Source organism: Nitrincola lacisaponensis, assembly GCF_000691225.1.
Classification (GTDB): domain Bacteria; phylum Pseudomonadota; class Gammaproteobacteria; order Pseudomonadales; family Balneatricaceae; genus Nitrincola; species Nitrincola lacisaponensis.
In genome coordinates this window covers 62,313-84,080 of record NZ_JMSZ01000016.1, presented here as the reverse complement: position 1 = coordinate 84,080, position 21,768 = coordinate 62,313, and the positions used below count along the sequence as shown (strand labels likewise).

Genomic DNA, 21,768 nt, shown 5'->3' with positions numbered 1-21,768 from the left:
ATAATAATCAGGACTGGGCAGCGCGCTGTTCCAGAATTGCGACAGCGGGTAACACCTTGCCTTCAACAAACTCCAGGAAAGCACCACCTCCAGTAGAGATGTAAGACACCTGATCAGCAATACCGTATTTGTCCACAGCTGCCAGCGTATCGCCACCACCCGCAATTGAGAACCCCTGACTTTCGGCAATCGCCAGAGACAGCGCACGGGTTCCTTCACCAAACTGATCAAACTCGAACACACCCACAGGCCCGTTCCAGATCACCGTACCTGCTTTTTTCAGCTGCTCTGCCAACTGCTGTGCAGAAACCGGCCCGATATCCAGTATCATATCGTCTTCTTCAACATCGTCTACCGACTTGAGGATCGCTTCGGCATCTTCAGCAAAGGTTTTGGCAACCACAACATCCACCGGCAGCGGGATGGAAACCTTTTCCATCAATGCTTTGGCAACCGGAATCAGATCATGCTCGCACAAGGATTTACCGACCGGCTTGCCGGCTGCGGCCAGGAAAGTATTCGCAATACCGCCACCCACAATCAGCTGGTCACATTTTTCCGACAAGGCGTTGAGAACTTCCAGCTTGGTCGATACCTTGGAACCACCGACGATCGCCATCATCGGACGCGCAGGCGCATCCAGTGCTGTTGCCAGGGCATCCAGCTCATTGGCCAGCAAAGGCCCAGCGCAGGCGATGGGAGCAAACCTGGCAACACCATGCGTAGATGCCTGAGCACGATGCGCGGTACCAAAGGCGTCCATGACAAACACGTCGCACAAGGCTGCCATGGTTTTTGCCAGGGCTTCATCATCCTTCTTCTCACCGCTGTTGAAACGCACATTCTCCAGCACCACCAGATCGCCTTCAGCCACTTCAAACGGGGTGTGCAGCCAGTTACGGATCAGGGGCACCGGACGCTGCAATAACGCAGACAGGTGTTCAGCCACCGGGGCCAGTGAGTACTTTTCATCAAACTCACCCTCGGCAGGCCGCCCCAGGTGAGACATCACCATCACCCTGGCACCGGATTTGAGCGCACGTTCAAGGGTTGGCAAGGCAGCACGAATACGTGCATCGGAAGTCACCTTTCCATCTTTTACGGGTACATTAAGATCTTCCCGGATCAGCACGCGCTTGCCGGCCAGATCCAGGTCTGTCATTTTCTGAATACTCATACGCTGAGTCCCTGTTTCATTGATTAATCAAAAACGTCACGTCTGCTCAAGCCAGTGTTCGGCAACATCCAGCATCCGATTCGCGTAGCCCCACTCATTGTCAAACCAGCAGATCAGTTTCAGCAGACGCCCTCCCGATACTCGTGTCTGAGTCCCATCGACAATCACAGAGCGGCCATCCCGATTGAAATCAACCGAGGCATGTGGCTCCTCGGTATACCCCAACAGATTGACCAGCGCCCCTTCAACGGCTGACTGGCGCATCAAGGTATTCACCTCTTCCACACTGACATCAACCGCCAGATTGACCGATAAATCCATTAACGACACATTGATGGTGGGTACACGCAGATGCAAACACTGAAAACGGCCCGCCAGATGCGGCAGCAAGCGATCAATACCCTTGCTGAGACCGGTATCCACCGGAATGATTGACTGCAATGCACTGCGTGTCAGACGCAGATCTGTCCGATGGTAACTGTCAATCACCGGCTGATCATTCATCGCCGAATGCACGGTGGTTGTCACGCCATTCACAATACCAAAATGACGATCCAGCAACTCCAGCACCGGAACCAGACAGTTGGTAGTACAGGATGCCGCCGAAACGATTCGTTGAGTGGCATTGAGCTGGCTATGGTTGATGCCATAGATAATAGTGGCATCAATATCTGCCGAAGCCGGATTAGAGAACAGCAAACGTTTGGCGCCACTGTTCAAATGCTTGTGTGCCTGGGCACGATCCGAGAAGCTCCCGGAACAGTCGAGCACCAGATCAACATCCAGCGCTGTCCAGGGCAGAAACTCCGGGTCCTCAACACTGAGAACCCGGATCGCATCTCCGTCGATCAGCAATTGCTCACCATCATGACTGACCGGCAGCGGGAAACGCCCGTGTGTGGTGTCATAGCGGGTCAGATAGGTCAGGGTCTCGATATCAGACAGCTCATTCAGTGCCACGACCTGCAAACGCTTTTGCAAGCCGCGTTCGTAGAGTGCGCGCAGCACACTCTGTCCAATACGACCGTAGCCGTTAATCGCAATCCGATAGCTCATAGTACCCTGTGCATCCGTTCCTGACGACCGCGATCAACGCAATGTGCGAGCTGTCTGGACAAGGTTATCCACAGTGAAGCCAAAGTGCTTGAACAGTTCGCCTGCAGGTGCGGACTCACCAAAGCTGCGCATACCGATAATGGCACCGTCGAGGCCGACATACTTGTACCAGAAGTCAGCCTGCGCGGCCTCAATCGCAATACGCGCGGTAACCGCCTTCGGCAATACGGACTCACGGTAGGCTGCATCCTGCTTGTCAAAACGCTCTGTACAAGGCATGGAGACCACCTGTACACGACGTCCCTCTGCAGCCAGCTGATCAGCGGCTTCCATCGCAAGCGCCACTTCCGAGCCTGTGGCAATCAAAATCAGGTCCGGCTGGCCTTCACAGGCTTTCAGCACATAACCGCCGCGTGCGATATCGGCTTGCTGCGCCGCAGAGCGTGGCTGATGTGCCAGGTTCTGACGAGAGAAAATCAACGCACTGGGGCCATCGGTACGCATCACGGCAGACTTCCAGCTCACGGCAGACTCTACCGCATCACAAGGACGCCAGGTTTCCATATTCGGGGTATGACGCAGGTTGGCAATCTGCTCAATTGGCTGATGTGTTGGCCCGTCTTCACCCAGCCCTATGGAATCATGGGTATAGACAAAAATGACCCGCTGTTTCATCAGGGCAGCCATACGCACCGCATTGCGGGCATATTCCATAAACACCAGGAAGGTCGCACCATACGGAATAAAGCCACCGTGCAGTGCAATACCATTCATGATCGCACTCATGCCGAACTCACGGACACCGTAGTAAACATAATTTCCACTGGCATCTTCACGGCTGACACCTTTCGCGCCAGACCAGAGTGTCAGGTTCGAACCGGCAAGGTCTGCCGAACCGCCCAGAAACTCCGGCAATACCGGCCCCAGTGCATTCAATGCATTCTGCGACGCCTTGCGCGTTGCAACTGTTTCACCCTTCGCTGCTACATCCGCGATCCAGCGATCCACCTGGGTTTCAAAGTCAGCAGGCAGCTCGCCACTCAAGCGGCGCAGCAGCTCATCAGCCAGCTCAGGGTGGGCCTGTTTGTAGGCAGCCAATCGGTCATTCCACTCATTTTCTGCATACTGGCCTGCCTCAAGAGCATTCCAGTCGTCGTAGAGTTCACCCGGTATATCAAATGGCAGGTGTGGCCACTGCAACTGCTCACGTGCCAGCAAAATTTCATCATCACCCAGCGGCGCACCATGGCAGTCTTCTTTACCCTGCTTGTTGGGTGAGCCAAAACCGATGATGGTTTTGCAGCAGATCAGCGTAGGTTGATCGGTATTTTCACGTGCCTGCTCAATGGCCTCACGGATCTGGTCAGCATCATGACCATCCACACCGGCAATCACCTGCCAGCCATAGGATTCAAAACGTGCGGGGGTGTTATCGGTAAACCAGCCGTCCACCTCACCGTCAATTGAAATGCCATTGTCATCCCAGAAAGCAATCAGCTTGCCCAGCCCCAGCGTACCCGCCAGCGAACAGGCTTCATGTGAGATCCCTTCCATCAAACAGCCATCCCCCAGGAAGGCATAGGTGTAATGATCGACAATCTCATGCCCTTCACGATTGAACTGCGCAGCCAGCACCTTCTCAGCCAGCGCCATACCAACCGCATTGGTAATGCCCTGACCCAGCGGACCGGTAGTGGTTTCAACACCCGGGCAGTAACCGTATTCCGGGTGACCGGCTGTTTTACTGTGCAACTGACGGAAGTTTTTCAGATCATCAATGCTGACGTCATAGCCGGTCAGGTGCAGCAGAGAATAGATCAACATCGAACCGTGGCCGTTGGAAAGCACGAATCGATCCCGGTCAAACCAGTAGGGATTAGCGGGGTTATGCTTCATGAAGTCATTCCACAAGACTTCTGCAATATCCGCCATTCCCATTGGCGCTCCGGGGTGTCCGGATTTGGCTTTCTGGACGGCATCCATGCTCAATGCACGAATGGCATTGGCAAGTTCACGACGAGAGGACATTTAATCAACTCCTGGGGGTGGCCCGATTCTGATGTTGGGTTCGTAAAATTTTCAGCTGCTGATTTTCTCGCAGATAGCCACGCGCTTCAAATGCAAATCCGCATAAAGCGTAAAAATCATGCAAAAACCCTTAATTTTAACCCTTAACCCCAAATTCAGTTGTGAAAAAAACTGCCCAAACCGCTAAAATGGCGTCAACCGGTTCACAGACTGATGATAAATATTAAAGCGATAGGATATTTCCTGACATGAGCGAATACTCCCTGTTCACCTCCGAATCCGTTTCTGAAGGTCATCCCGACAAAATTGCGGACCAGATCTCCGATGCGGTACTCGATGCCATCATTGCGCGTGACAAACATGCGCGCGTGGCCTGTGAAACACTGGTCAAGACGGGTGTTGCCATTGTTGCGGGTGAAATTTCCACCTCGGCCTGGGTCGATCTGGAAGATCTGGTACGCAACGTGATCAATGCTATCGGCTACACCTCCTCACACGTGGGCTACGATGGTGCCACCTGCGGTGTCATCAATCTGATTGGCAAACAAAGTGTCGATATCGCCCAGGGCGTAGATCGCAGCAAACCGGAAGATCAGGGCGCTGGCGACCAGGGCCTGATGTTCGGATATGCTACCAATGAAACCGAATCGCTGATGCCTGCACCAATACACTACGCACATCGCCTGGTTGAACGTCAGGCCGAGCTGCGCAAGAGCGGCATGCTGCCCTGGTTGCGCCCGGATGCAAAAAGCCAGGTGACGTTCCGCTATGATGATGCAGGCAAGCCATGTGGTGTCGAGGCTGTAGTACTCTCCACGCAGCATGACCCGGAAATTCGCCAGGAAGATCTGCGCCGCATGGTACAGCGCGAAATTATCGAAGCTGTTATTCCGAAAGAGTGGCTGAGCGAACACACCCGCTACCACATCAACCCTACCGGTAAGTTTGTTATCGGAGGACCGGTTGGCGACTGCGGCCTGACCGGCCGCAAGATCATCGTAGACACTTATGGCGGCATGGCTCGTCATGGCGGTGGCGCCTTCTCCGGCAAAGATCCATCCAAAGTTGATCGCTCAGCAGCCTATGCCGGACGTTATGTTGCCAAGAACATTGTTGCAGCGGGTCTCGCTGACCGCTGTGAAATCCAGGTCTCCTACGCGATTGGCGTCGCCGAACCGACCTCGGTATCAGTAAATACCTTTGGTACTGGAAAAATCAGTGACGCCGAGATCATTGAGCTGGTACGTCGCGAGTTTGATCTGCGCCCTTATGCGATTACCCGGATGCTTGATCTGCTACACCCCATGTATCAACTCACTGCCGCCTATGGTCACTTTGGACGTGAACCTTTTGAAACCACCTATGAATGGATCGATCAGGATGGCAAAACCCAGCGTGAAACCTTTACGGCCTTCCCCTGGGAAAAAACTGACCGGGCTGAACGCCTGCGCCAGGCCGCGGGCCTGTAACGCTAGCGGCTGGAACCTATGAGAGTCCCGCGTTTTTTTGAAGATCAGCCACTGACTGGCTTGCAGCAACTGACCCTGAGCGACAATGTCGCTCAGCATGCAGGCAAGGTTCTGCGAATGCGCGTAGGTGACAGGTTGCGCCTGTTCAATGGCGATGGCTGCGATTATCTGGCTGAAATCACTCAGCTGGATAAACGTCAGATTCAGGTTCAGTTGCTGGAAACAGAGCAGACAGTACGGGAATCACCGCTGCAAATCGAAATAGGCCAAGCCTTGTCCCGCGGCGAACGCATGGACTACGCTGTACAGAAAGCCACCGAGATGGGTTGTCACCGTATCGCTCCACTGTTTACCGAACGTTGTGAAGTACGCCTGTCATCCGAACGCCAGGACAAGCGCCAGCGCCACTGGCAGCAGGTAGCCACCAGCGCCTGTGAACAATCTCTGCGCAATTGCCTGCCAGAAATTTTGCTGCCACAGACGCTGGAAGACTGGTTGAACAGCTGCAAGGCAGACCTCAAACTGGTCCTGCACCCACATCAGGCAGCCGCCTTGAGCGGTTATCAGCCCCCCCGTTCCGTAGCACTGCTGATTGGCCCCGAGGGCGGACTGACAGACGATGAAGTGACACTGGCCAAAACCAAAGGGTTCCACCCCCTGTCACTGGGTCCCAGGGTCATGCGTACTGAAACAGCCCCTGTTGCCGCCTGCGCGGTATTACACTATCTCTGGGGTGATCTGAACTAAACTGACTCAGCCCACACAACCACAGGATGCACAGATGAGTATACGAATCGGCATAGTGATGGACCCCATCGACGCTATCCACTACAAGAAAGACTCCAGCCTGGCCATGCTCTGGGCCGCTCAGCGCAAAGGCTGGGAGCTTTGGTATATGGAACAGTCCGACCTGAGTCTGGTACAGGGACAGGCAATGGGGCGCATGGCGCCCCTGCAGGTTGCCATGAACCCGGAGCAATGGTTTGAACGTGGAGAATATCAAGTACGCCCCCTGGCGGATCTGGATATTATTCTGATGCGCAAGGACCCACCGTTCGATAACGAATTTCTCTATTCCACTCAACTGCTGGCACTGGCTGAACAGCAGGGCACCCTGATTGTAAACCGCACACAGGGACTGCGTGATTACAATGAAAAGCTGTTTGCAACACACTTCCCGCACTGCTGCCCGCCAGTACTGGTATCACGCCGAAGTGAACAGTTGCGGGCCTTTCATGCCGAGCACCAGGATGTCATTTTCAAACCACTGGATGGTATGGGTGGTGCTTCAATTTTCAGAGTACAGGCAGATGGCCTGAACCTCGGAGTGATCATTGAGACGCTGACCCAACACGGCCAGCAGATGTGCATGGTGCAGAAATACCTGCCGGAAATCAGTGCCGGAGATAAACGCATTCTGATGATTAACGGAGAGCCTGTACCCTACGCTTTGGCACGCATTCCCTCTGCCGGCGAAACGCGTGGCAACCTGGCAGCCGGCGGACGGGGTGAAGGCCGCCCGTTAACCGATCGTGACCGCTGGATCTGCGAACAGGTTGGTCCGACCCTGAAGGCTCAGGGACTGCTGTTCGTCGGGCTGGATGTGATCGGTGATTACCTGACTGAAATCAATGTCACCAGCCCAACCTGCATCCGGGAACTGGATACACAATTTGGCCTGGACATCGGCATGCAGCTGATGGACACCCTTGAGCGCAGCCTTGCAAACCGATGAACCTGACCCCGGACCGCCAACTTGCCTGGTATAAAACAGCGACCGACCGCTTCGGTCTAAACCTGTTTCTAGCCCTGGCATTGCATGGTTTCCTGATTCTGGCCATCGGTTTCAAGCTACCGGAGGCGGTCCGTCCGCAACACACACTCGATATCACCCTGGCACGCCATGCCACTGAAATACCCCCGGAGGAAGCCGATTTTTTTGCCCAGGCCGATCAGTTGGGTAGCGGTGAAAGTGAGGAAATTCTTGACCCGAGCGTGATCGAAGAGTCCCTGCTGGAAGACCCTCATATTCATGAGCAGGCCCCCATTCCTCAACCCCTGGCAGAGCCCGAACCTGAGCCTGAACCCGAGCCTCCGGTGGAACCCACCCCTCCCGAGCCAGAACCTGCGCCCGAACCGGAGCCTCCGGCCCCGCCAAAAACCGGTGAACCCAGCACCCCGGTCGTGACTGCTGCACCGGCACCTGAACAGGCACCCGTGCAACAGCAACAACAACCTGCGACCACGCCACCCCCCAGCACCACCGGTCCATCAGGATCGCTGCTGGCACGCAGCATGGAAATTGCCAGTATTCAGGCACAACTGTCAGCCCAGCAGCAAGATCAGGCGCGTCGCCCCAGAGTTCGCCGCCTGACATCTGCCCCCTCCACCATGGCACATGATGATGCCATCTACCTGGATAACTGGCGCCGCAGAATCGAGTCTGTCGGTAATATGAATTACCCCGAAGAAGCGCGCCGCAATGATATTAACGGCAGCCTAAGACTGCTGGTAGCCATTTTGCCAGATGGCAGTGTCGCTGAAATTGAAGTACTGCAATCTTCCGGTCATGCTGTACTGGATAATGCCGCCGTACGCATTGTGCAAATGGCTTCACCCTTCCAGCCCTTCACTAATGAAATGCGTCGAACCACCGATCGACTTGAAATAATTCGTACCTGGAAGTTTGAGAAACGTGCCAGTGTGTACTAAGCCTAAGGTAAGGCTTTATTTCATGAGTCCGTCGGTAACTCAATATCCAGGGTGACTCGCATGTCCGAATCGACTTCTCTGCGCGATCAATTTCTCATCTCGATGCCCCATCTCGATGATCGCCATTTTTCACGCAGCCTGACCTATATCTGTGATCATAGTGAATACGGTGCCATGGGCATTATCATCAATCGTCCTGCAGGCATGCTGGTACATGACCTGTTCGCCCATATCGAACTCGACTACAGCCGCATTGCCATTGACCCGATGCCTGTCTTCAAGGGTGGCCCCATTCACCCTGATCGCGGCTTCGTACTGCATCGTGATGACGGTCGCCGCTGGCTCTCCAGCCATGCCATCAGCCAGGAAATCCGCTTGACTACCTCCATGGATATCCTCGAAGCCATGGCATTGGGCAAGGGTCCCAAAGACTGCCTTGTCGCCCTCGGTTACGCAGGTTGGAGCCCGGGACAACTGGAACAGGAGATCTGTGACAACACCTGGTTAAGCTGTCCGGCAAATTCAGATATAATGTTCCGGTTACCAGCTGAGGAGCGACTTCAGGCAGCTGCGGCATCACTGGGCGTCAACCTGCAACTCATGACAGCTCATGCCGGACATGCCTGACCGAATAACTGCATGCAGCCATCTTTTGACACGGCACTGGGATTTGATTTTGGCACTCGCCGAATCGGTGTGGCCTTTGGCCAGCGACTGACCGGAACAGCCTCCCCCCTGGAGCCGCTGAATGCCCGCGATGGCATCCCTGACTGGGTACAGCTGGAAAAACTGATTCAGACCTGGCAACCAGACTGCCTGGTGATCGGCATTCCATTGAATATGGACGGCACGATCAGCGACATGGCACGCCGGGCACGCAAATTTGCCAATCGTCTGCATGAACGCTGCCAACGTCCCTGCTTTCTGATGGATGAACGCCTCACCACCCGCGAAGCCAAACAATTGCACCGCGCCGCCGGGGGCGGACAAAACTACCGAAAAGACCCTGTCGACAGTATCGCTGCCCGCCTGATTCTGGAAGACTGGTTTGCCGACGCCCCCCTTATTCCCAGCCACACACCTCTGGAGAGCCTCTATGGTATCGGGTAACCTGAATGTTGAACGTCTGCTGGACAGCATCACCCAGAACCTCAAAGCACTGATGACCTACCGTAACCTGGAAGATCCGCTGATCATCGGTATCCGCACGGGAGGCGTCTGGGTTGCCGAACGCCTGCACCAGCAACTGGAACTGAGCAGCCCGCTTGGCATGCTGGATATCTCCTTTTACCGAGATGACTTTACCCGTAACGGACTGAACCCCAAGGTATTGCCATCCAAGCTTCCCTGTGCAACCGAAGACCGACACCTGATACTGGTGGATGATGTCATTATGTCCGGCCGGACGATCCGCGCCGCAATGAACGAACTGTTTGACTATGGTCGCCCGGCATCCATCACACTGGTCACCCTGATCGACCTGCAAAATCGTGAACTGCCGATTCAGCCGGATGTCTGCGGTGACACCATGACCCTGGGACCGGATCAGCAAATCAAACTCTCAGGACCTGAGCCCTTATTGCTGGAAATCCGACAACGCACACGCTAAACGCCCACTTCATTTGTCGCCAATTTAGAGAGTACAACCATGCCGAGCCAGAACCACTACGACAGCATTCAGCTGACACCCGAAGGCCAGTTGAAGCACTTTCTCACCATCGAAGGTCTGCATGCCGGGCTGCTGACTGAAATTCTCGACACTGCCGACTCCTTTGTTGACATGAGCGAACAGCAGGTCAAAAAAATCCCGTTATTACGCGGCAAAACGGTTGCCAACCTGTTCTTCGAGGCCAGCACACGCACACTGTCCACCTTTGAGCTGGCCGCCAAACGCCTGTCGGCGGATGTGCTGAACCTGAATATCAGCACCTCATCCACCTCCAAGGGAGAAACCCTGAAAGATACCCTGATGACACTGCGCGCCATGCACTGCGACATGTTTGTTGTCCGCCACTCGGCCAGTGGTGCCGCTCACTTTATCGCCGAACACGTCACACCGGATGTCGCTGTCATCAACGCCGGAGATGGTCGGCATGCTCACCCCACCCAGGCCATGCTGGATATGCTGACCATTCGTCAGCACAAAGGTGACTTTGCTCAACTCAAGGTGGCAATTGTCGGTGACATTCTGCACTCCCGCGTCGCCCGGTCCCAGATTCATGCATTGCGCACTCTCGGAACTGCCGAAATACGGGTGATCGCCCCGCTGACCCTGCTGCCACGTCATATTGAAGCCATGGGCGTTAAGGTGTACACAGAAATGTCACGCGGTCTGAGAGATGTGGATGTGATCATCATGCTGCGACTGCAGAAAGAACGGATGCAAACAGCGCTGCTGCCAAGTGAATCGGAATTTTACAAGCTCTATGGTCTGACTGAAGCGAAACTGGCTTATGCCCGTCCGGACGCCATTATCATGCACCCGGGACCAATCAACCGGGGTGTGGAAATCGAGTCAGGTGTAGCTGATGGCCCTCGCTCTGTGATCCTCAACCAGGTCACCAACGGTATTGCCGTACGCATGGCGGTCATGTCCATGGCGATGAGCGGCCAACTGAAACTCAACCAGCAGAGTACTGAGGTGTAAGGGAGCGTATGAGCATGAATATCAAAATTACCGGTGGGCGTGTTATCGATCCAGCCAGTGGACTGGATCAAATCACAGATCTCTATATTGGTGATGGCGAAATACTGGCGATTGGCGATGCACCGGAAGACTTTCACTGTGATGAATTGATTCAGGCTGACGGCCAGATCGTATGCCCCGGCCTCATCGATCTCTGCGCCCATCTGCGCGAGCCCGGGGAAACACACAAGGGCACCATTGCCAGCGAAACCGCTGCCGCTGCGGCTGGCGGCATTACCACACTGATCACACCACCGACCACCCGGCCTATCGTGGATACACCCGCTGTAGCCGAGCTGATTCAGGACCGTGCTGCCGATGCCGGTTTCACCCGTGTGCTACCAATGGGGGCACTGACTCAGGGCCTGCAGGGTGAACAGCTGGCACCACTGCATGCACTAGCCGGATCGGGCTGTATTGCCTTCAGCAATGCCCGCCTCCCGATCAAAAGTTCACTGAACCTGCTCCGCTGCCTGGAATATGCGGCCACCTTTGATCTGCTGGTGATATTTCAGGCACAGGATGCCAGCCTGGCCGTCAGTGGTTGTATGCACGAAGGTGCCAACGCCACACGCATGGGACTCAGCGGCATTCCTGAAGCAGCCGAAACCATTGAAGTGGCACGCTGCCTGCTGCTCGTCGAACAAACCGGTGTGCGTGCACATTTTGGCCAGCTGTCCTGCGAACGCTCCGTACAACTAATCAGCGCCGCACAACAACGCGGCCTGAAAGTGACTGCTGATGTAGCCGTGCACCACCTGATCCTCAGCGATGAACAGGTCAATGAGTTTGATGCCTCGTTGCACCTGCAACCACCCCTGCGCAGTGCGCTGGACCGCGCAGGTCTGCTGCAGGGGCTGCTGAGTCACAGCATCACGGCCATCTGTTCAGACCATCAACCCCAGGACCTGATTTCCAAACAGGCCCCCTTTGCCGAAACAGCTGCCGGTTTGAGCGGTCTGGAAACACTCCTACCACTCAGCCTGACACTGGTGGAACGCAAGCTGATCGAATTACCGCAACTGATTGAAAAGCTGACCCTTGCACCCGCCCGGATCCTGGGCCTCGACAGTGGCAGTCTGATGCCTGGCAAGCAGGCGGATATCTGTATTTTTGATCCGGAAGAAAGCTGGGTTGTGAATGCAGAGACACTGCGTTCAGCAGGGAAAAACTCGCCTTTCAGTGGAAAAACACTCAAGGGGCGAGTGACGACCACGCTGCTCGGTGGACGTGTGGTATACCGCAAGCACTGATGCAGCAAAACGATCGGTGTCTGAACCATCCGCTCAACGGACAGTTCAGACACCGGCGTATTACATGCTTTTCACCTCGGCAACACCGGTCAGGTTCATATTGTCATCCTCTTCCTGCAGGGTAAAGGAGGGCATGGAATCATCGCTGACAGGGGCTCTGGACTTGTCTTTGGTTTCTGCATTCAGCTTGATCATCAAACGCAGATCGTTGGCTGAATCGGCATGGCTCAGTGCCACATCGTAACTGATCACTCCCTCCTTGTAGAGGTTAAACAGCGCCTGATCAAAGGTCTGCATACCCAGGTTAGTGGATTTCTTGATCACATCCTTGATCTCATGCACCGCACCCTTGCGAATCATATCCTGTATCAGAGGCGTATTGATCATCACTTCGATGGCTGCACGACGCCCTTGTCCATCCACTGTCGGCAATAGCTGCTGTGCAACAATGGCCTTGAGGTTCAGAGACATATCCATCCACACCTGGGCATGGTGATCCGGCCCGAAGAAGGAGATGATACGATCCAGCGCCTGGTTGGCGTTGTTGGCATGCAGGGTCGCCATACACAAGTGTCCGGTCTCGGCAAAACTCAAACCGTACTTCATGGTATTGGAGTCACGAATCTCACCCATCAGAATCACATCCGGTGCCTGACGCAGGGTGTTTTTCAATGCGATCTCGTAAGAATCCGTATCCAGCCCGACCTCTCGCTGAGTCACGATGCTCTTCTGATGGTTATGGATATACTCAATCGGGTCCTCAATGGTAATGATATGCCCAGCATGATTCCGGTTACGATAATCAATCATGGATGCCAGCGAGGTCGACTTACCGGTTGAGGTTCCACCGACAAACAGAATCAGACCGCGCTTGGTCATGGACAGGTCTTTCAACACAGCAGGCAGATGCAGCTCTTCCATCGTCGGAATATAGGTGTTGATGCGTCGCATCACCATCCCCGGGGTATTGCGCTGCACAAAGGCACTGACACGAAAACGGCCAATCCCCTGCGCACTGATGGCAAAGTTACATTCATGCGTGCCTTCAAACTCTGCCAGCTGCTTGTCATTCATGGTACTGTACACCAGCTTTCTGGCCTGCTCAGGCTTCAGCACCTCTTTGGTCAGGGGCTTGATCGTACCATCAACCTTGATAGCTGGCGCAGCGCCAGCTGTGACAAACAGGTCAGACGCCCCGCGGTCTGACATCACCTTCAGCAGTTGTGTGAAATCCATAGCCCGGTCCTTTACTTAGCCATCAGAAGGATGACGGATTCTTCGATTTTTCGCGTGCAGCCTCACGGGATATCATCCCCTTGGATACCAGCTCGCTCAGTGACTGATCCAAGGTTTTCATACCAAAAGACGCACCTGTCTGTATCGCAGAGTACATCTGCGCCACCTTGTCTTCACGAATCAGGTTGCGAATTGCGGGTGTGCCAATCATGATTTCATGTGCCGCCACTCGCCCCCCCTTGAGTTTCTTCATCAGGGTCTGGGAAATAACGCCCTGCAGTGATTCTGACAGCATGGAACGTACCATGTCTTTCTCTGCCGCAGGGAATACATCGATAATACGGTCAATGGTCTTGGCTGCCGAGGTGGTATGCAATGTACCAAAGACCAGATGCCCTGTTTCCGCGGCGGTCAGCGCCAGACGAATTGTTTCCAGGTCACGCATCTCACCTACCAGGATGATATCCGGGTCCTCACGCAAAGCGGAGCGCAAGGCATTGGCGAAGCTGTGCGTATCCCGATGGACCTCACGCTGGTTTACCAGACATTTTTTGCTTTCATGAACAAACTCGATTGGATCTTCAATGGTCAGGATATGCTCTGAACGCGTGTCATTGATATAGTCGATCATCGCCGCCAGCGTGGTACTTTTACCGGAGCCGGTCGGCCCGGTGACCAGCACCAGTCCTCGCGGTTTTTCCGACAGATCCTGAAACACCTTGCCCATGCCCAGATCATCCAGGGTCAGCACCTTGCTGGGAACGGTTCGGAATACAGCTGCAGCACCGCGATGCTGATTGAAGGCATTGACACGGAAACGGGAAAGCTTGGGCACCTCAAAGGAGAAGTCCACCTCCATATTTTCTTCGTACTCCTTACGCTGGCGGTCGTTCATAATATCGTACACCAGCGTGTGCACCTGCTTGTGATCCAGTGCAGGCAACTTGATACGCCGGACATCGCCATCGACACGAATCATCGGTGGCATACCTGAGGTCAGGTGCAAGTCGGATGCACCCTGCTGAACGGCAAAGGACAAGAGTTCAGTAATATCCATAGAATTAATGCTCGCAGCTTCTTCCAATCGGAGGTTCTGTTATCGCAGAATAACCTGATCCCTGAACAGACAACAACCAGAATATTCCTTATGTCTATCATAGCAGAGAAAACCACACAGGTAGTGCGCGAGATCAATGAGTTCTGTGCAGCAGCCGGGCGCCAGCCAGATACAGTGACACTCCTCGCCGTCAGCAAAACCCGCAGTGCGGACGAAGTGCGTGAAGCCTTTCAGTTGGGCCTGAGATGCTTTGGCGAAAACTATCTGCAGGAGGCGCTGGAGAAGATGGCTGACCTGACAGATCTGGATATCGAATGGCATTTTATCGGCCCGATACAATCAAACAAAACCCGCCTGATTGCACAGACATTCAGCTGGGTGCACAGTGTGGACCGACTGAAAATAGCCCAGCGCCTTTCCGAGCAGCGCCCTGAGCATCTGCCACCACTGAATGTCTGCCTGCAGGTCAACATTGATGATGAACAGAGCAAATCCGGCTGCAGCATGACTGAAGCCCTGGCTCTGGCACAACAGATCGATGCCCTGCCTAATCTTAAATTGCGTGGTCTGATGGCAATTCCGGCACCTACTGATGACACTGCACAACAGCGCCGGAGCTTTGCCGCCATCGCCCGACTGGCCGACGAACTGAACCAGCAGGGTTTACATCTGGATACGCTGTCGATGGGTATGTCATCCGATCTTCAGGCGGCGATTGAGGAAGGCAGCACGCTGGTACGTGTCGGTACAGCACTGTTTGGGCCCCGTCCGGCCAAAACCACTGAGTGAACCGAATTCCCCCAGCGAAAAGGTTCATTCACTGGTAGAAAATCTCTATACTGGCCGTTCAGCTGCATCAAGTTTAAGGGTAGATCATGGATCCGCTATTACTGATTATTCGCACTATTGGCGAAATGTTCGCCTTCATTGTCATTTTGCGCTTTCTGCTGCAGGCGATGAATGTTGACTACTACAACCCCATTTCTCAGGCCGTGGTCAAGATCACCCAGCCACCACTGATACCGATGCAGCGCATAGTACCACGTGTCGGACGACTGGATCTGTCACCGCTGTTACTGGCCTTTCTGGTCAAGCTGGGCACACTGTTTCTGCTGGTTTCCATGACCAGCAGCCGTCTGGATACGGCGGCGATAATCATGCTGTCTGTGGTAGGTGTACTGGATACGCTGCTCACTATCCTGTTCTGGTCCACCATCGGCTCAGTGATTATCAGCTGGGTTGCACCCAACTCACCGCATCCAGCTCCACAGCTGCTGCAACAACTGGTGGAGCCGCTGTTTGCCCAGGTACGTCGGGTCATTCCGCCTATTGGCGGCCTGGACCTGTCGCCGATTGCTATTTTCCTGGTCATCCAGATCATCCAGTCACAACTGCCCCGCTTGATGTGACCTGAATTTCGACCATCCGCTTATCGATTTTCAGTGTGATCAACAAAGGGGTAACAAGGTGAAGGATTTTCCCGAAGATTCAGTCGGTCTGGTAACGCCAACCAGCATCCATTTTGACACACCACTGACATTGGCCAGTGGGCGGGTATTGCCTGAATATGATCTGATGATTGAAACCTATGGCGAGCTGAATGCCGACGCCAGTAACGCGGTACTGATCTGTCATGCACTTTCCGGGCATCATCATGCAGCAGGCTATCACAGCCCTGAAGAACGCAAGCCGGGCTGGTGGGATTCAGCTATCGGACCGGGCAAGGTGATAGATACCCGCCGATTTTTTGTGGTGGCGCTGAATAACCTCGGCGGATGCCATGGCAGCACCGGACCCAACACGCTGAATCCGGAAACCGGCAAACCCTATGGCCCGGACTTTCCAATCGTCACTGTGCCCGACTGGGTCGAAAGCCAGGCACGTCTTGCCGATCATCTGGGCATTCATCAATGGGCTGCCGTAGTGGGCGGCAGTCTCGGCGGCATGCAGGCGCTCCAGTGGTCTATCGACTATCCTGAACGCTTGCGCCATTGTGTCATCATTGCTGCCGCGCCCAAACTCAGCACTCAGAATATCGCCTTCAACGAGGTTGCCCGCCAGGCGATCAGTAAAGATCCCCAGTTCTATCAGGGCCACTATTACGAACAACAGGTGGTGCCCAAAACCGGATTGATGCTGGCACGAATGGTGGGTCATATCACCTATCTGTCTGAAGATGGCATGCGCGAAAAGTTTGGTCGTGAACTGCGCTCAGGCAAACTCAGTTTCGATTTCAACCCGCAGTTCGAAATCGAGTCCTATCTGCAGTATCAGGGGGAACGCTTCTCTGAAGCTTTCGATGCCAACACCTATCTCTTGATGACCAAAGCACTCGACTACTTTGACCCTGCGGCCGACTACAACAATGAGCTGGCAGAAGCGCTGCGGCAGGTGAAATGCGACTACTTTATTGCGTCGTTTACCACCGACTGGCGTTTTTCTCCGGAACGTTCCCGCGAGATTGTCGATGCACTGATCGAGGCAGGTAAAAAAGTGACCTACACCGAGATCCAGGCAGCCCATGGCCATGATGCCTTTCTGATTCCGATACCTCGCTACATGGAGGTTTTTGGTGCCTATATGAATCGTATCGCTAATGAACTGGAGACTGCTGATGCGCGCTGATCTGGAAATTATCCGCGACTGGATTCGTCCGGGTTCACGAGTGATTGACCTGGGCTGCGGTGAAGGAGAATTGCTGGAGTATCTTGTCAAAGAGAAACAGGTACAAGGCTATGGCATCGAGATCAATGCGGACAATATCACCGCCTGTATCGAGAAGGGAGTCAATGTTATTGAAAAGGATATTGATCAGGGCCTTTGCAGCATTCGCAGCAACAGCTTCGATACCGTTGTCATGAGTCACGCGCTGCAAACCATGCATCGCCCGGACCAGATAGTTGAAGAGATGCTGCGGATTGGAAAGGAATGCATCGTGACCTTCCCCAACTTCGCACACTGGCGTGCACGCGGTTATCTGGCAATACGTGGCCGTATGCCGGTCTCCAAGTTCCTGTCCTATACTTGGTATAACACACCGAACATCCACTTTTTTACCTTCAAGGACTTTGAGGAACTCTGCGTCGAACGCAACATCTACATAGTGGACCGAACGGTGATAGACCATGAGCACAAGCATCGCTGGTGGATACGCCTGTGGCCAAACATGCTCGGCGAGATTGCCATCTACCGCATTACCCGCTGATCCCAAGACCGACCGGAGAAAGATCATGTATCGTTTGCTTCCCCTGTTATTTACAGCCCTGCTGACAAGTGGCGCCCTGCATGCCGAACAACTGTTCAGCGACGAGCGTTACGAAATTCACTACAATGCATTCAACTCCACACTGATCCCTGCCGAGGTGGCATCACGCCATGGCCTCACCCGTAGCGGTAACCGGGGGCTGATTAACCTGGCGGTTCTGGAAAAGCAGACCGATGGCAGCACCCGCCCTGTCAGCGCACAGGTACAGGGAGAGACACGCAATATCGTGCAACAACGCCAGTCGTTAAGCTTCCGGGAAATCACTGAAGCGGATGCTATCTATTCCATCAGCAGCTTCCAGTTTACCAATGAAGACCTGCTGACAATACGGCTGGATGTCACACCTGAAAACAGTGAACAAACTTATACCATTGAATTACAGCAAACTTTCTATGTGGATTGATGTGTGAGCAAGCAATTTGTACTCGCCAGCGGCAATGCTGGAAAACTGCGTGAGTTTGGTCAGATGCTCTCCAGCCAGGGCATTAAACTTCTGCCACAGTCAGCCTTCCAGGTCTCGGAAGCAGAAGAAACCGGGCTGACGTTTGTCGAAAATGCCATACTCAAGGCCCGCCACGCCAGCCAGGCAACCGGATTACCTGCACTGGCCGACGACTCTGGCCTGGAAGTGGATGCACTCAAAGGCGCACCGGGGATCTACTCCGCACGTTACGCCGGTCAGGGCGCAGGTGATGAAGCCAATATTGACAAGCTGCTGACCGCTCTCGACGGCATACCTGAAGCCGAACGGACTGGCCGCTATCAGTGTGTCCTGGTGTACATGCGTCATGCGCTGGACCCGACCCCCCTGATCTGTCAGGCCAGCTGGGAAGGTGTTGTCCTGACAGAGCGCCGCGGGCAAGGCGGTTTCGGATATGATCCGATATTTTATATTCCGGCTCTGCAGGCCTCTGTCGCTGAACTCAGTGCTGAGCAGAAGCATCTGCATGGCCATCGCGGTAAGGCGATGCGTGCATTTTTTGAGCAACTGCACCTGTTACTGCCGGCATGACACTGCCGGCCACACCTCCGCTATCACTCTATGTGCATATCCCCTGGTGCATTCGTAAATGCCCCTATTGTGACTTCAATTCTCATGCCCAGCGGGATGCAGCATTACCCGAACAAGCCTATATCCATGCGCTGACAGCCGATCTGACACAGGAACTCAGGCGCCTGCCTGACCCTCGCCCACTGCATTCAATCTTTATCGGCGGCGGCACACCCAGCCTGTTTTCCGCCGAGGCTATCGCTGAACTGCTGCAGCAGATTGATCAACTGATGGGAATTGCCAGCAACACTGAAATTACCCTGGAGGCCAACCCGGGTACATTTGAGCAACAGCGTTTCAGTGGTTTTCGTGCTGCCGGAGTCAACCGCCTGTCATTGGGTATTCAAAGCTTCCATGACCGTCAGCTGCAGGCACTGGGGCGAGTACATACGGCTGATAATGCACGACGAGCAGCAGAGGCTGCACTCCAGCTCTTTCCCCGCGTCAATCTGGACTTGATGCATGGTTTGCCAGAGCAACAAACGGCCGATGCACTGGCCGACCTGCAACAGGCCATAGATCTCGGCCCTGAACACCTGTCCTGGTATCAGTTAACCCTGGAACCCAACACCGAGTTCCATGCCCGACCACCACAACTGCCCGTGGATGAAGCACTCTGGGATATTCAGGAGCAAGGTCAGGCACTGCTGCAACGTGCCGGTTATCAACAATATGAAATTTCGGCCTATGCCCGTCAGCGGCAACACAGCCAGCACAACCTGAACTACTGGACCTTCGGTGATTATCTCGGCATCGGTGCCGGAGCACATGGCAAGGTCACACATGCGGATGCGGCAGGTTTACGCATTGAGCGCCATCAAAAGCTGCGTCAGCCAAAAGCCTATATGCAGGCGCTGACCCATAACAGCCAACGCCATTGGGTCAGCGATGAAGAGCTGCCGTTTGAGTTTATGTTGAACGCCCTGCGCCTCTATGAGGGTGTACCTGCAGCACTGTTTCAGGCACGTACGGGACTGGCACTCAGCACTCTGAATAGGGCATTGCAACAGGCACGAGACAAAGGTCTACTTTCAGATCAGCAGGATCGTTTACAGCCAACCCATCAGGGACGGCTGTTCCTGAATGACTTGCTGGAGTATTTTATCGAGTCTGTCTGATCCAGCAATCAGACACAGGCTTCCTGTGAGTTTGTGGCTTTCATCGCCTGAATGGCTGTCACAGCGGCAGGTAAATGTTCCAGACTGGTGACCTCAGCATCTGCGGGTCGCCCTCCCGGCCAGGGTCCTGCATCCAGATTGACCCAGATGGTCCAGAACCCTAGCTGGGCAGCCGCCTGGATATCATTCACCGGATGATCACCGACATGAACCACCTCTTCAGGCTGGATATTCAGATATTCCAGCGCTTTCTGAAACATCAGAGGGTGAGGTTTGGCCGCCCCTACCTGATCCGCATTGAACTGAAAATCAAACAAATCGGCCAACCCGGTACGACTGACCTCTGCATTACCATTGCTCAAAGCCCCCAGTATCATGCCCTGCTGTTTCAGCTTTTCCAGCATGCTGCGAGCATGCGCAAACAGCTCAACTTCATGACGGGCCTCAATAAACGCATCAAAGGCATTGTTGGCAAGTACTTCAGCGTCAGCATCACTATAGCCAGACTGCAGCAGACACTCATGCAACAGACGCAAACGTATCTGCGTCATACTGTGCGCGATCTGCGGATGGCGCTGCAGAATCCCCGCGCGCAAACGAGACCCCTCATTCAAATCTTCCAGTACAAACTGTGCCGTCATGGCGGGTGCATGAGCATGCAGCCACTCCCAAAGCGTACGGTTGGCATGCTGAATTACGGGATCAACCGCCCAGAGTGTATCGTCCAGATCGAAGGTTATGGCTTTAATCACGGGGTTTTCTCCTGGCTCGTGGATGTGCCTGCTCATACACCTGCATCAGATGCTGAAAGTCCAGATGTGTATAAATTTGGGTGGTACTGATATCACTGTGGCCCAGCAGCTCCTGCACGGCACGCAAATCCTGACTCGATTCCAGTAGATGACTGGCAAAACTGTGGCGTAACCGGTGCGGATAAACACGTCCCTGTGCACCCAGATACTCACCCCAATGGGCCATGCGCTGCTCAACGCTACGCGTTGTCAGTGCTGTACCTCGCTGACTGAGAAACACAGCACTGCTGGCATGACGGTTCCACAGAGGCCGAGCCTGTAACCAGCGTTTTAGCGCCTGAACAGCCTGGCGTCCCATCGGCAAGTCGCGTGTTTTACGCCCTTTACCTGTGACCCGAAGGGATGCATCACCCAAATCAATCGCACTCATTTCCAGAGATACCAGCTCCGAGACCCGCAAACCGGATGAGTAAACCAGCTCCATCATGGCAAAATCACGCAGTGTGATCGGTTCTTCATCCGGGGGTGTCAGCAGCTGGTTCAACTGATCCGGGTTCAGTGTCGATGGCAGGCGGCGTCCCGATTTCGGAGCCTGCACCGCAACAGCCGGGTTATGCTCAACCCAGCCTTCCCGATTCAGAAAATGATAAAAGGTTCGAGTGGCCGACAGCAGGCGATGCAAACTGCGTCCCGACAAGCCATTGCCGTGCAACATGGCCACCGCCTGACGCAGACGTTTTTCGTTCAGCCCAGCCCAGCCCGGCAACTCAAGCTGTTGCAGCTGTTCAGTCAGTTTTTGCAGATCCCGCCCATAATGCTGCAGCGTATGGTATGACAGCTGTCGCTCTGTTTTCAGGTGGCGCAAAAATGCATCCACCCAGAAAGACTCATCCGGGCAGGAGGCCATA

Annotated in this window: 23 protein-coding genes; 16 read left to right on the top strand and 7 right to left on the bottom strand. The window is 54.4% G+C overall.

All coding sequences use genetic code 11. The features are described from left to right. Nucleotides 1–7: 7 nt before the first annotated feature. Genes ADINL_RS03670 through tkt form a run of 3 tightly spaced genes read right to left on the bottom strand, consistent with a single transcriptional unit; the run spans nt 8 to nt 4,261 of the window. Nucleotides 8–1,177: a phosphoglycerate kinase gene (locus ADINL_RS03670; RefSeq protein WP_036544109.1), complete on the bottom strand. Its 1,170-nt coding sequence runs from the start codon at nt 1,175–1,177 to the stop codon at nt 8–10. A 36-nt stretch (nt 1,178–1,213) separates the two neighbouring features. Continuing rightward, nucleotides 1,214–2,233, bottom strand: a complete 1,020-nt coding sequence (locus ADINL_RS03665) for a type I glyceraldehyde-3-phosphate dehydrogenase (RefSeq protein ID WP_036544107.1) — start codon at nt 2,231–2,233, stop codon at nt 1,214–1,216. 33 nt (nt 2,234–2,266) lie between these two features. Beyond that, nucleotides 2,267–4,261, bottom strand: coding sequence for a transketolase (tkt, locus tag ADINL_RS03660; protein WP_036544105.1), 1,995 nt, complete (start codon nt 4,259–4,261; stop codon nt 2,267–2,269). A gap of 248 nt (nt 4,262–4,509) precedes the next feature. Here tkt and metK point away from each other — a divergent pair, with 248 nt between their 5' ends. From metK to ADINL_RS03615, 9 genes are read left to right on the top strand one after another with little or no spacing between them, the layout of a single operon-like run. After that, complete coding sequence (gene metK / locus ADINL_RS03655; protein ID WP_036544103.1) at nt 4,510–5,730, top strand: methionine adenosyltransferase; 1,221 nt, start codon at nt 4,510–4,512, stop codon at nt 5,728–5,730. A gap of 18 nt (nt 5,731–5,748) precedes the next feature. Then, nucleotides 5,749–6,477, top strand: coding sequence for a 16S rRNA (uracil(1498)-N(3))-methyltransferase (locus ADINL_RS03650; RefSeq protein ID WP_036544101.1), 729 nt, complete (start codon nt 5,749–5,751; stop codon nt 6,475–6,477). Between the two features lie 34 nt (nt 6,478–6,511). Then, the gene (gshB, locus tag ADINL_RS03645; RefSeq protein ID WP_036544099.1) at nt 6,512–7,465 is read left to right on the top strand and encodes a glutathione synthase; all 954 of its coding nucleotides are present in this window, start codon (nt 6,512–6,514) and stop codon (nt 7,463–7,465) included. Beyond that, nucleotides 7,462–8,442, top strand: coding sequence for an energy transducer TonB (locus tag ADINL_RS03640; RefSeq protein WP_051632534.1), 981 nt, complete (start codon nt 7,462–7,464; stop codon nt 8,440–8,442). The genes gshB and ADINL_RS03640 overlap by 4 nt, the downstream gene beginning before the upstream one ends. 60 nt (nt 8,443–8,502) lie before the next feature. Next, nucleotides 8,503–9,069 (top strand): YqgE/AlgH family protein, encoded by a 567-nt coding sequence (locus ADINL_RS03635; RefSeq protein WP_036544096.1) that lies wholly within the window; start codon nt 8,503–8,505, stop codon nt 9,067–9,069. A gap of 12 nt (nt 9,070–9,081) precedes the next feature. Then, complete coding sequence (gene ruvX / locus ADINL_RS03630) at nt 9,082–9,552, top strand: Holliday junction resolvase RuvX (protein ID WP_036544094.1); 471 nt, start codon at nt 9,082–9,084, stop codon at nt 9,550–9,552. Further along, nucleotides 9,539–10,051, top strand: coding sequence for a bifunctional pyr operon transcriptional regulator/uracil phosphoribosyltransferase PyrR (pyrR, locus tag ADINL_RS03625; RefSeq protein ID WP_036544091.1), 513 nt, complete (start codon nt 9,539–9,541; stop codon nt 10,049–10,051). Before ruvX ends, pyrR begins: the two co-directional genes overlap by 14 nt. Nucleotides 10,052–10,090: 39 nt before the next feature. Continuing rightward, the gene (locus ADINL_RS03620) at nt 10,091–11,089 is read left to right on the top strand and encodes an aspartate carbamoyltransferase catalytic subunit (RefSeq protein WP_036544089.1); all 999 of its coding nucleotides are present in this window, start codon (nt 10,091–10,093) and stop codon (nt 11,087–11,089) included. Nucleotides 11,090–11,103: 14 nt separating this feature from the next. Further along, a complete protein-coding gene (locus ADINL_RS03615) occupies nt 11,104–12,381 on the top strand; it encodes a dihydroorotase (RefSeq protein ID WP_036544086.1) in 1,278 nt (425 codons plus the stop codon). 60 nt (nt 12,382–12,441) lie between these two features. Here ADINL_RS03615 and ADINL_RS03610 read toward each other — a convergent pair whose 3' ends face one another. Together ADINL_RS03610 and ADINL_RS03605 are read right to left on the bottom strand one after the other, a co-directional pair. Next, nucleotides 12,442–13,617, bottom strand: a complete 1,176-nt coding sequence (locus ADINL_RS03610; RefSeq protein ID WP_036544083.1) for a PilT/PilU family type 4a pilus ATPase — start codon at nt 13,615–13,617, stop codon at nt 12,442–12,444. 22 nt (nt 13,618–13,639) lie between these two features. Then, complete coding sequence (locus ADINL_RS03605) at nt 13,640–14,674, bottom strand: type IV pilus twitching motility protein PilT (RefSeq protein ID WP_036544081.1); 1,035 nt, start codon at nt 14,672–14,674, stop codon at nt 13,640–13,642. A 90-nt stretch (nt 14,675–14,764) separates the two neighbouring features. On the opposite strand from ADINL_RS03605, the gene ADINL_RS03600 reads away from it, so the two are divergent. The 7 genes from ADINL_RS03600 to hemW all read left to right on the top strand — a co-directional run bounded on the left by ADINL_RS03600 (nt 14,765) and on the right by hemW (nt 20,108). Continuing rightward, complete coding sequence (locus tag ADINL_RS03600) at nt 14,765–15,463, top strand: YggS family pyridoxal phosphate-dependent enzyme (RefSeq protein ID WP_036544079.1); 699 nt, start codon at nt 14,765–14,767, stop codon at nt 15,461–15,463. Nucleotides 15,464–15,549: 86 nt separating this feature from the next. Then, nucleotides 15,550–16,083 (top strand): YggT family protein, encoded by a 534-nt coding sequence (locus tag ADINL_RS03595; RefSeq protein WP_036544077.1) that lies wholly within the window; start codon nt 15,550–15,552, stop codon nt 16,081–16,083. Nucleotides 16,084–16,141: 58 nt separating this feature from the next. Then, complete coding sequence (gene metX, locus ADINL_RS03590) at nt 16,142–17,299, top strand: homoserine O-succinyltransferase MetX (protein WP_036544076.1); 1,158 nt, start codon at nt 16,142–16,144, stop codon at nt 17,297–17,299. Continuing rightward, nucleotides 17,289–17,879, top strand: coding sequence for a methionine biosynthesis protein MetW (metW, locus tag ADINL_RS03585; protein ID WP_036544074.1), 591 nt, complete (start codon nt 17,289–17,291; stop codon nt 17,877–17,879). The genes metX and metW overlap by 11 nt, the downstream gene beginning before the upstream one ends. A 25-nt stretch (nt 17,880–17,904) precedes the next feature. Further along, complete coding sequence (locus ADINL_RS03580) at nt 17,905–18,342, top strand: DUF4426 domain-containing protein (RefSeq protein ID WP_036544072.1); 438 nt, start codon at nt 17,905–17,907, stop codon at nt 18,340–18,342. A gap of 3 nt (nt 18,343–18,345) precedes the next feature. Continuing rightward, nucleotides 18,346–18,951: an RdgB/HAM1 family non-canonical purine NTP pyrophosphatase gene (gene rdgB / locus ADINL_RS03575; RefSeq protein WP_036544070.1), complete on the top strand. Its 606-nt coding sequence runs from the start codon at nt 18,346–18,348 to the stop codon at nt 18,949–18,951. Next, entirely contained in the window at nt 18,948–20,108 is a 1,161-nt protein-coding gene (gene hemW, locus ADINL_RS03570) for a radical SAM family heme chaperone HemW (RefSeq protein WP_036544068.1), read from the top strand. The genes rdgB and hemW overlap by 4 nt, the downstream gene beginning before the upstream one ends. 8 nt (nt 20,109–20,116) lie before the next feature. Here the strand turns inward: hemW and ADINL_RS03565 are convergent, their stop codons facing one another. Beyond that, nucleotides 20,117–20,860 carry an HAD family hydrolase gene (locus ADINL_RS03565; protein ID WP_036544066.1) on the bottom strand — a complete coding sequence of 248 codons (744 nt, stop codon included), beginning with the start codon at nt 20,858–20,860 and terminating at the stop codon, nt 20,117–20,119. Next, on the bottom strand, nt 20,853–21,767 hold the full coding sequence (xerC, locus tag ADINL_RS03560; protein ID WP_051632533.1) for a tyrosine recombinase XerC: 915 nt from the start codon (nt 21,765–21,767) through the stop codon (nt 20,853–20,855). The genes ADINL_RS03565 and xerC overlap by 8 nt, the downstream gene beginning before the upstream one ends. Nucleotide 21,768 lies beyond the last annotated feature (1 nt).

What these genes read in the sequence shown, in the direction of transcription:
- ADINL_RS03650 (WP_036544101.1), top strand. Translation starts at nt 5,749, where the DNA reads ATGAGAGTCCCGCGTTTTTTTGAAGATCAGCCACTGACTGGCTTGCAG.
- gshB (WP_036544099.1), top strand. Translation starts at nt 6,512, where the DNA reads ATGAGTATACGAATCGGCATAGTGATGGACCCCATCGACGCTATCCAC.
- ADINL_RS03595 (WP_036544077.1), top strand. Translation starts at nt 15,550, where the DNA reads ATGGATCCGCTATTACTGATTATTCGCACTATTGGCGAAATGTTCGCC.
- ADINL_RS03580 (WP_036544072.1), top strand. Translation starts at nt 17,905, where the DNA reads ATGTATCGTTTGCTTCCCCTGTTATTTACAGCCCTGCTGACAAGTGGC.
- ADINL_RS03620 (WP_036544089.1), top strand. Translation starts at nt 10,091, where the DNA reads ATGCCGAGCCAGAACCACTACGACAGCATTCAGCTGACACCCGAAGGC.
- hemW (WP_036544068.1), top strand. Translation starts at nt 18,948, where the DNA reads ATGACACTGCCGGCCACACCTCCGCTATCACTCTATGTGCATATCCCC.
- ADINL_RS03670 (WP_036544109.1), bottom strand. Translation starts at nt 1,177, where the DNA reads ATGAGTATTCAGAAAATGACAGACCTGGATCTGGCCGGCAAGCGCGTG.
- pyrR (WP_036544091.1), top strand. Translation starts at nt 9,539, where the DNA reads ATGGTATCGGGTAACCTGAATGTTGAACGTCTGCTGGACAGCATCACC.
- ADINL_RS03665 (WP_036544107.1), bottom strand. Translation starts at nt 2,233, where the DNA reads ATGAGCTATCGGATTGCGATTAACGGCTACGGTCGTATTGGACAGAGT.
- ADINL_RS03600 (WP_036544079.1), top strand. Translation starts at nt 14,765, where the DNA reads ATGTCTATCATAGCAGAGAAAACCACACAGGTAGTGCGCGAGATCAAT.
- tkt (WP_036544105.1), bottom strand. Translation starts at nt 4,261, where the DNA reads ATGTCCTCTCGTCGTGAACTTGCCAATGCCATTCGTGCATTGAGCATG.
- ADINL_RS03610 (WP_036544083.1), bottom strand. Translation starts at nt 13,617, where the DNA reads ATGGATTTCACACAACTGCTGAAGGTGATGTCAGACCGCGGGGCGTCT.
- ADINL_RS03605 (WP_036544081.1), bottom strand. Translation starts at nt 14,674, where the DNA reads ATGGATATTACTGAACTCTTGTCCTTTGCCGTTCAGCAGGGTGCATCC.
- ADINL_RS03640 (WP_051632534.1), top strand. Translation starts at nt 7,462, where the DNA reads ATGAACCTGACCCCGGACCGCCAACTTGCCTGGTATAAAACAGCGACC.
- ADINL_RS03615 (WP_036544086.1), top strand. Translation starts at nt 11,104, where the DNA reads ATGAATATCAAAATTACCGGTGGGCGTGTTATCGATCCAGCCAGTGGA.
- metK (WP_036544103.1), top strand. Translation starts at nt 4,510, where the DNA reads ATGAGCGAATACTCCCTGTTCACCTCCGAATCCGTTTCTGAAGGTCAT.
- xerC (WP_051632533.1), bottom strand. Translation starts at nt 21,767, where the DNA reads ATGGCCTCCTGCCCGGATGAGTCTTTCTGGGTGGATGCATTTTTGCGC.
- metW (WP_036544074.1), top strand. Translation starts at nt 17,289, where the DNA reads ATGCGCGCTGATCTGGAAATTATCCGCGACTGGATTCGTCCGGGTTCA.
- ADINL_RS03635 (WP_036544096.1), top strand. Translation starts at nt 8,503, where the DNA reads ATGTCCGAATCGACTTCTCTGCGCGATCAATTTCTCATCTCGATGCCC.
- ruvX (WP_036544094.1), top strand. Translation starts at nt 9,082, where the DNA reads ATGCAGCCATCTTTTGACACGGCACTGGGATTTGATTTTGGCACTCGC.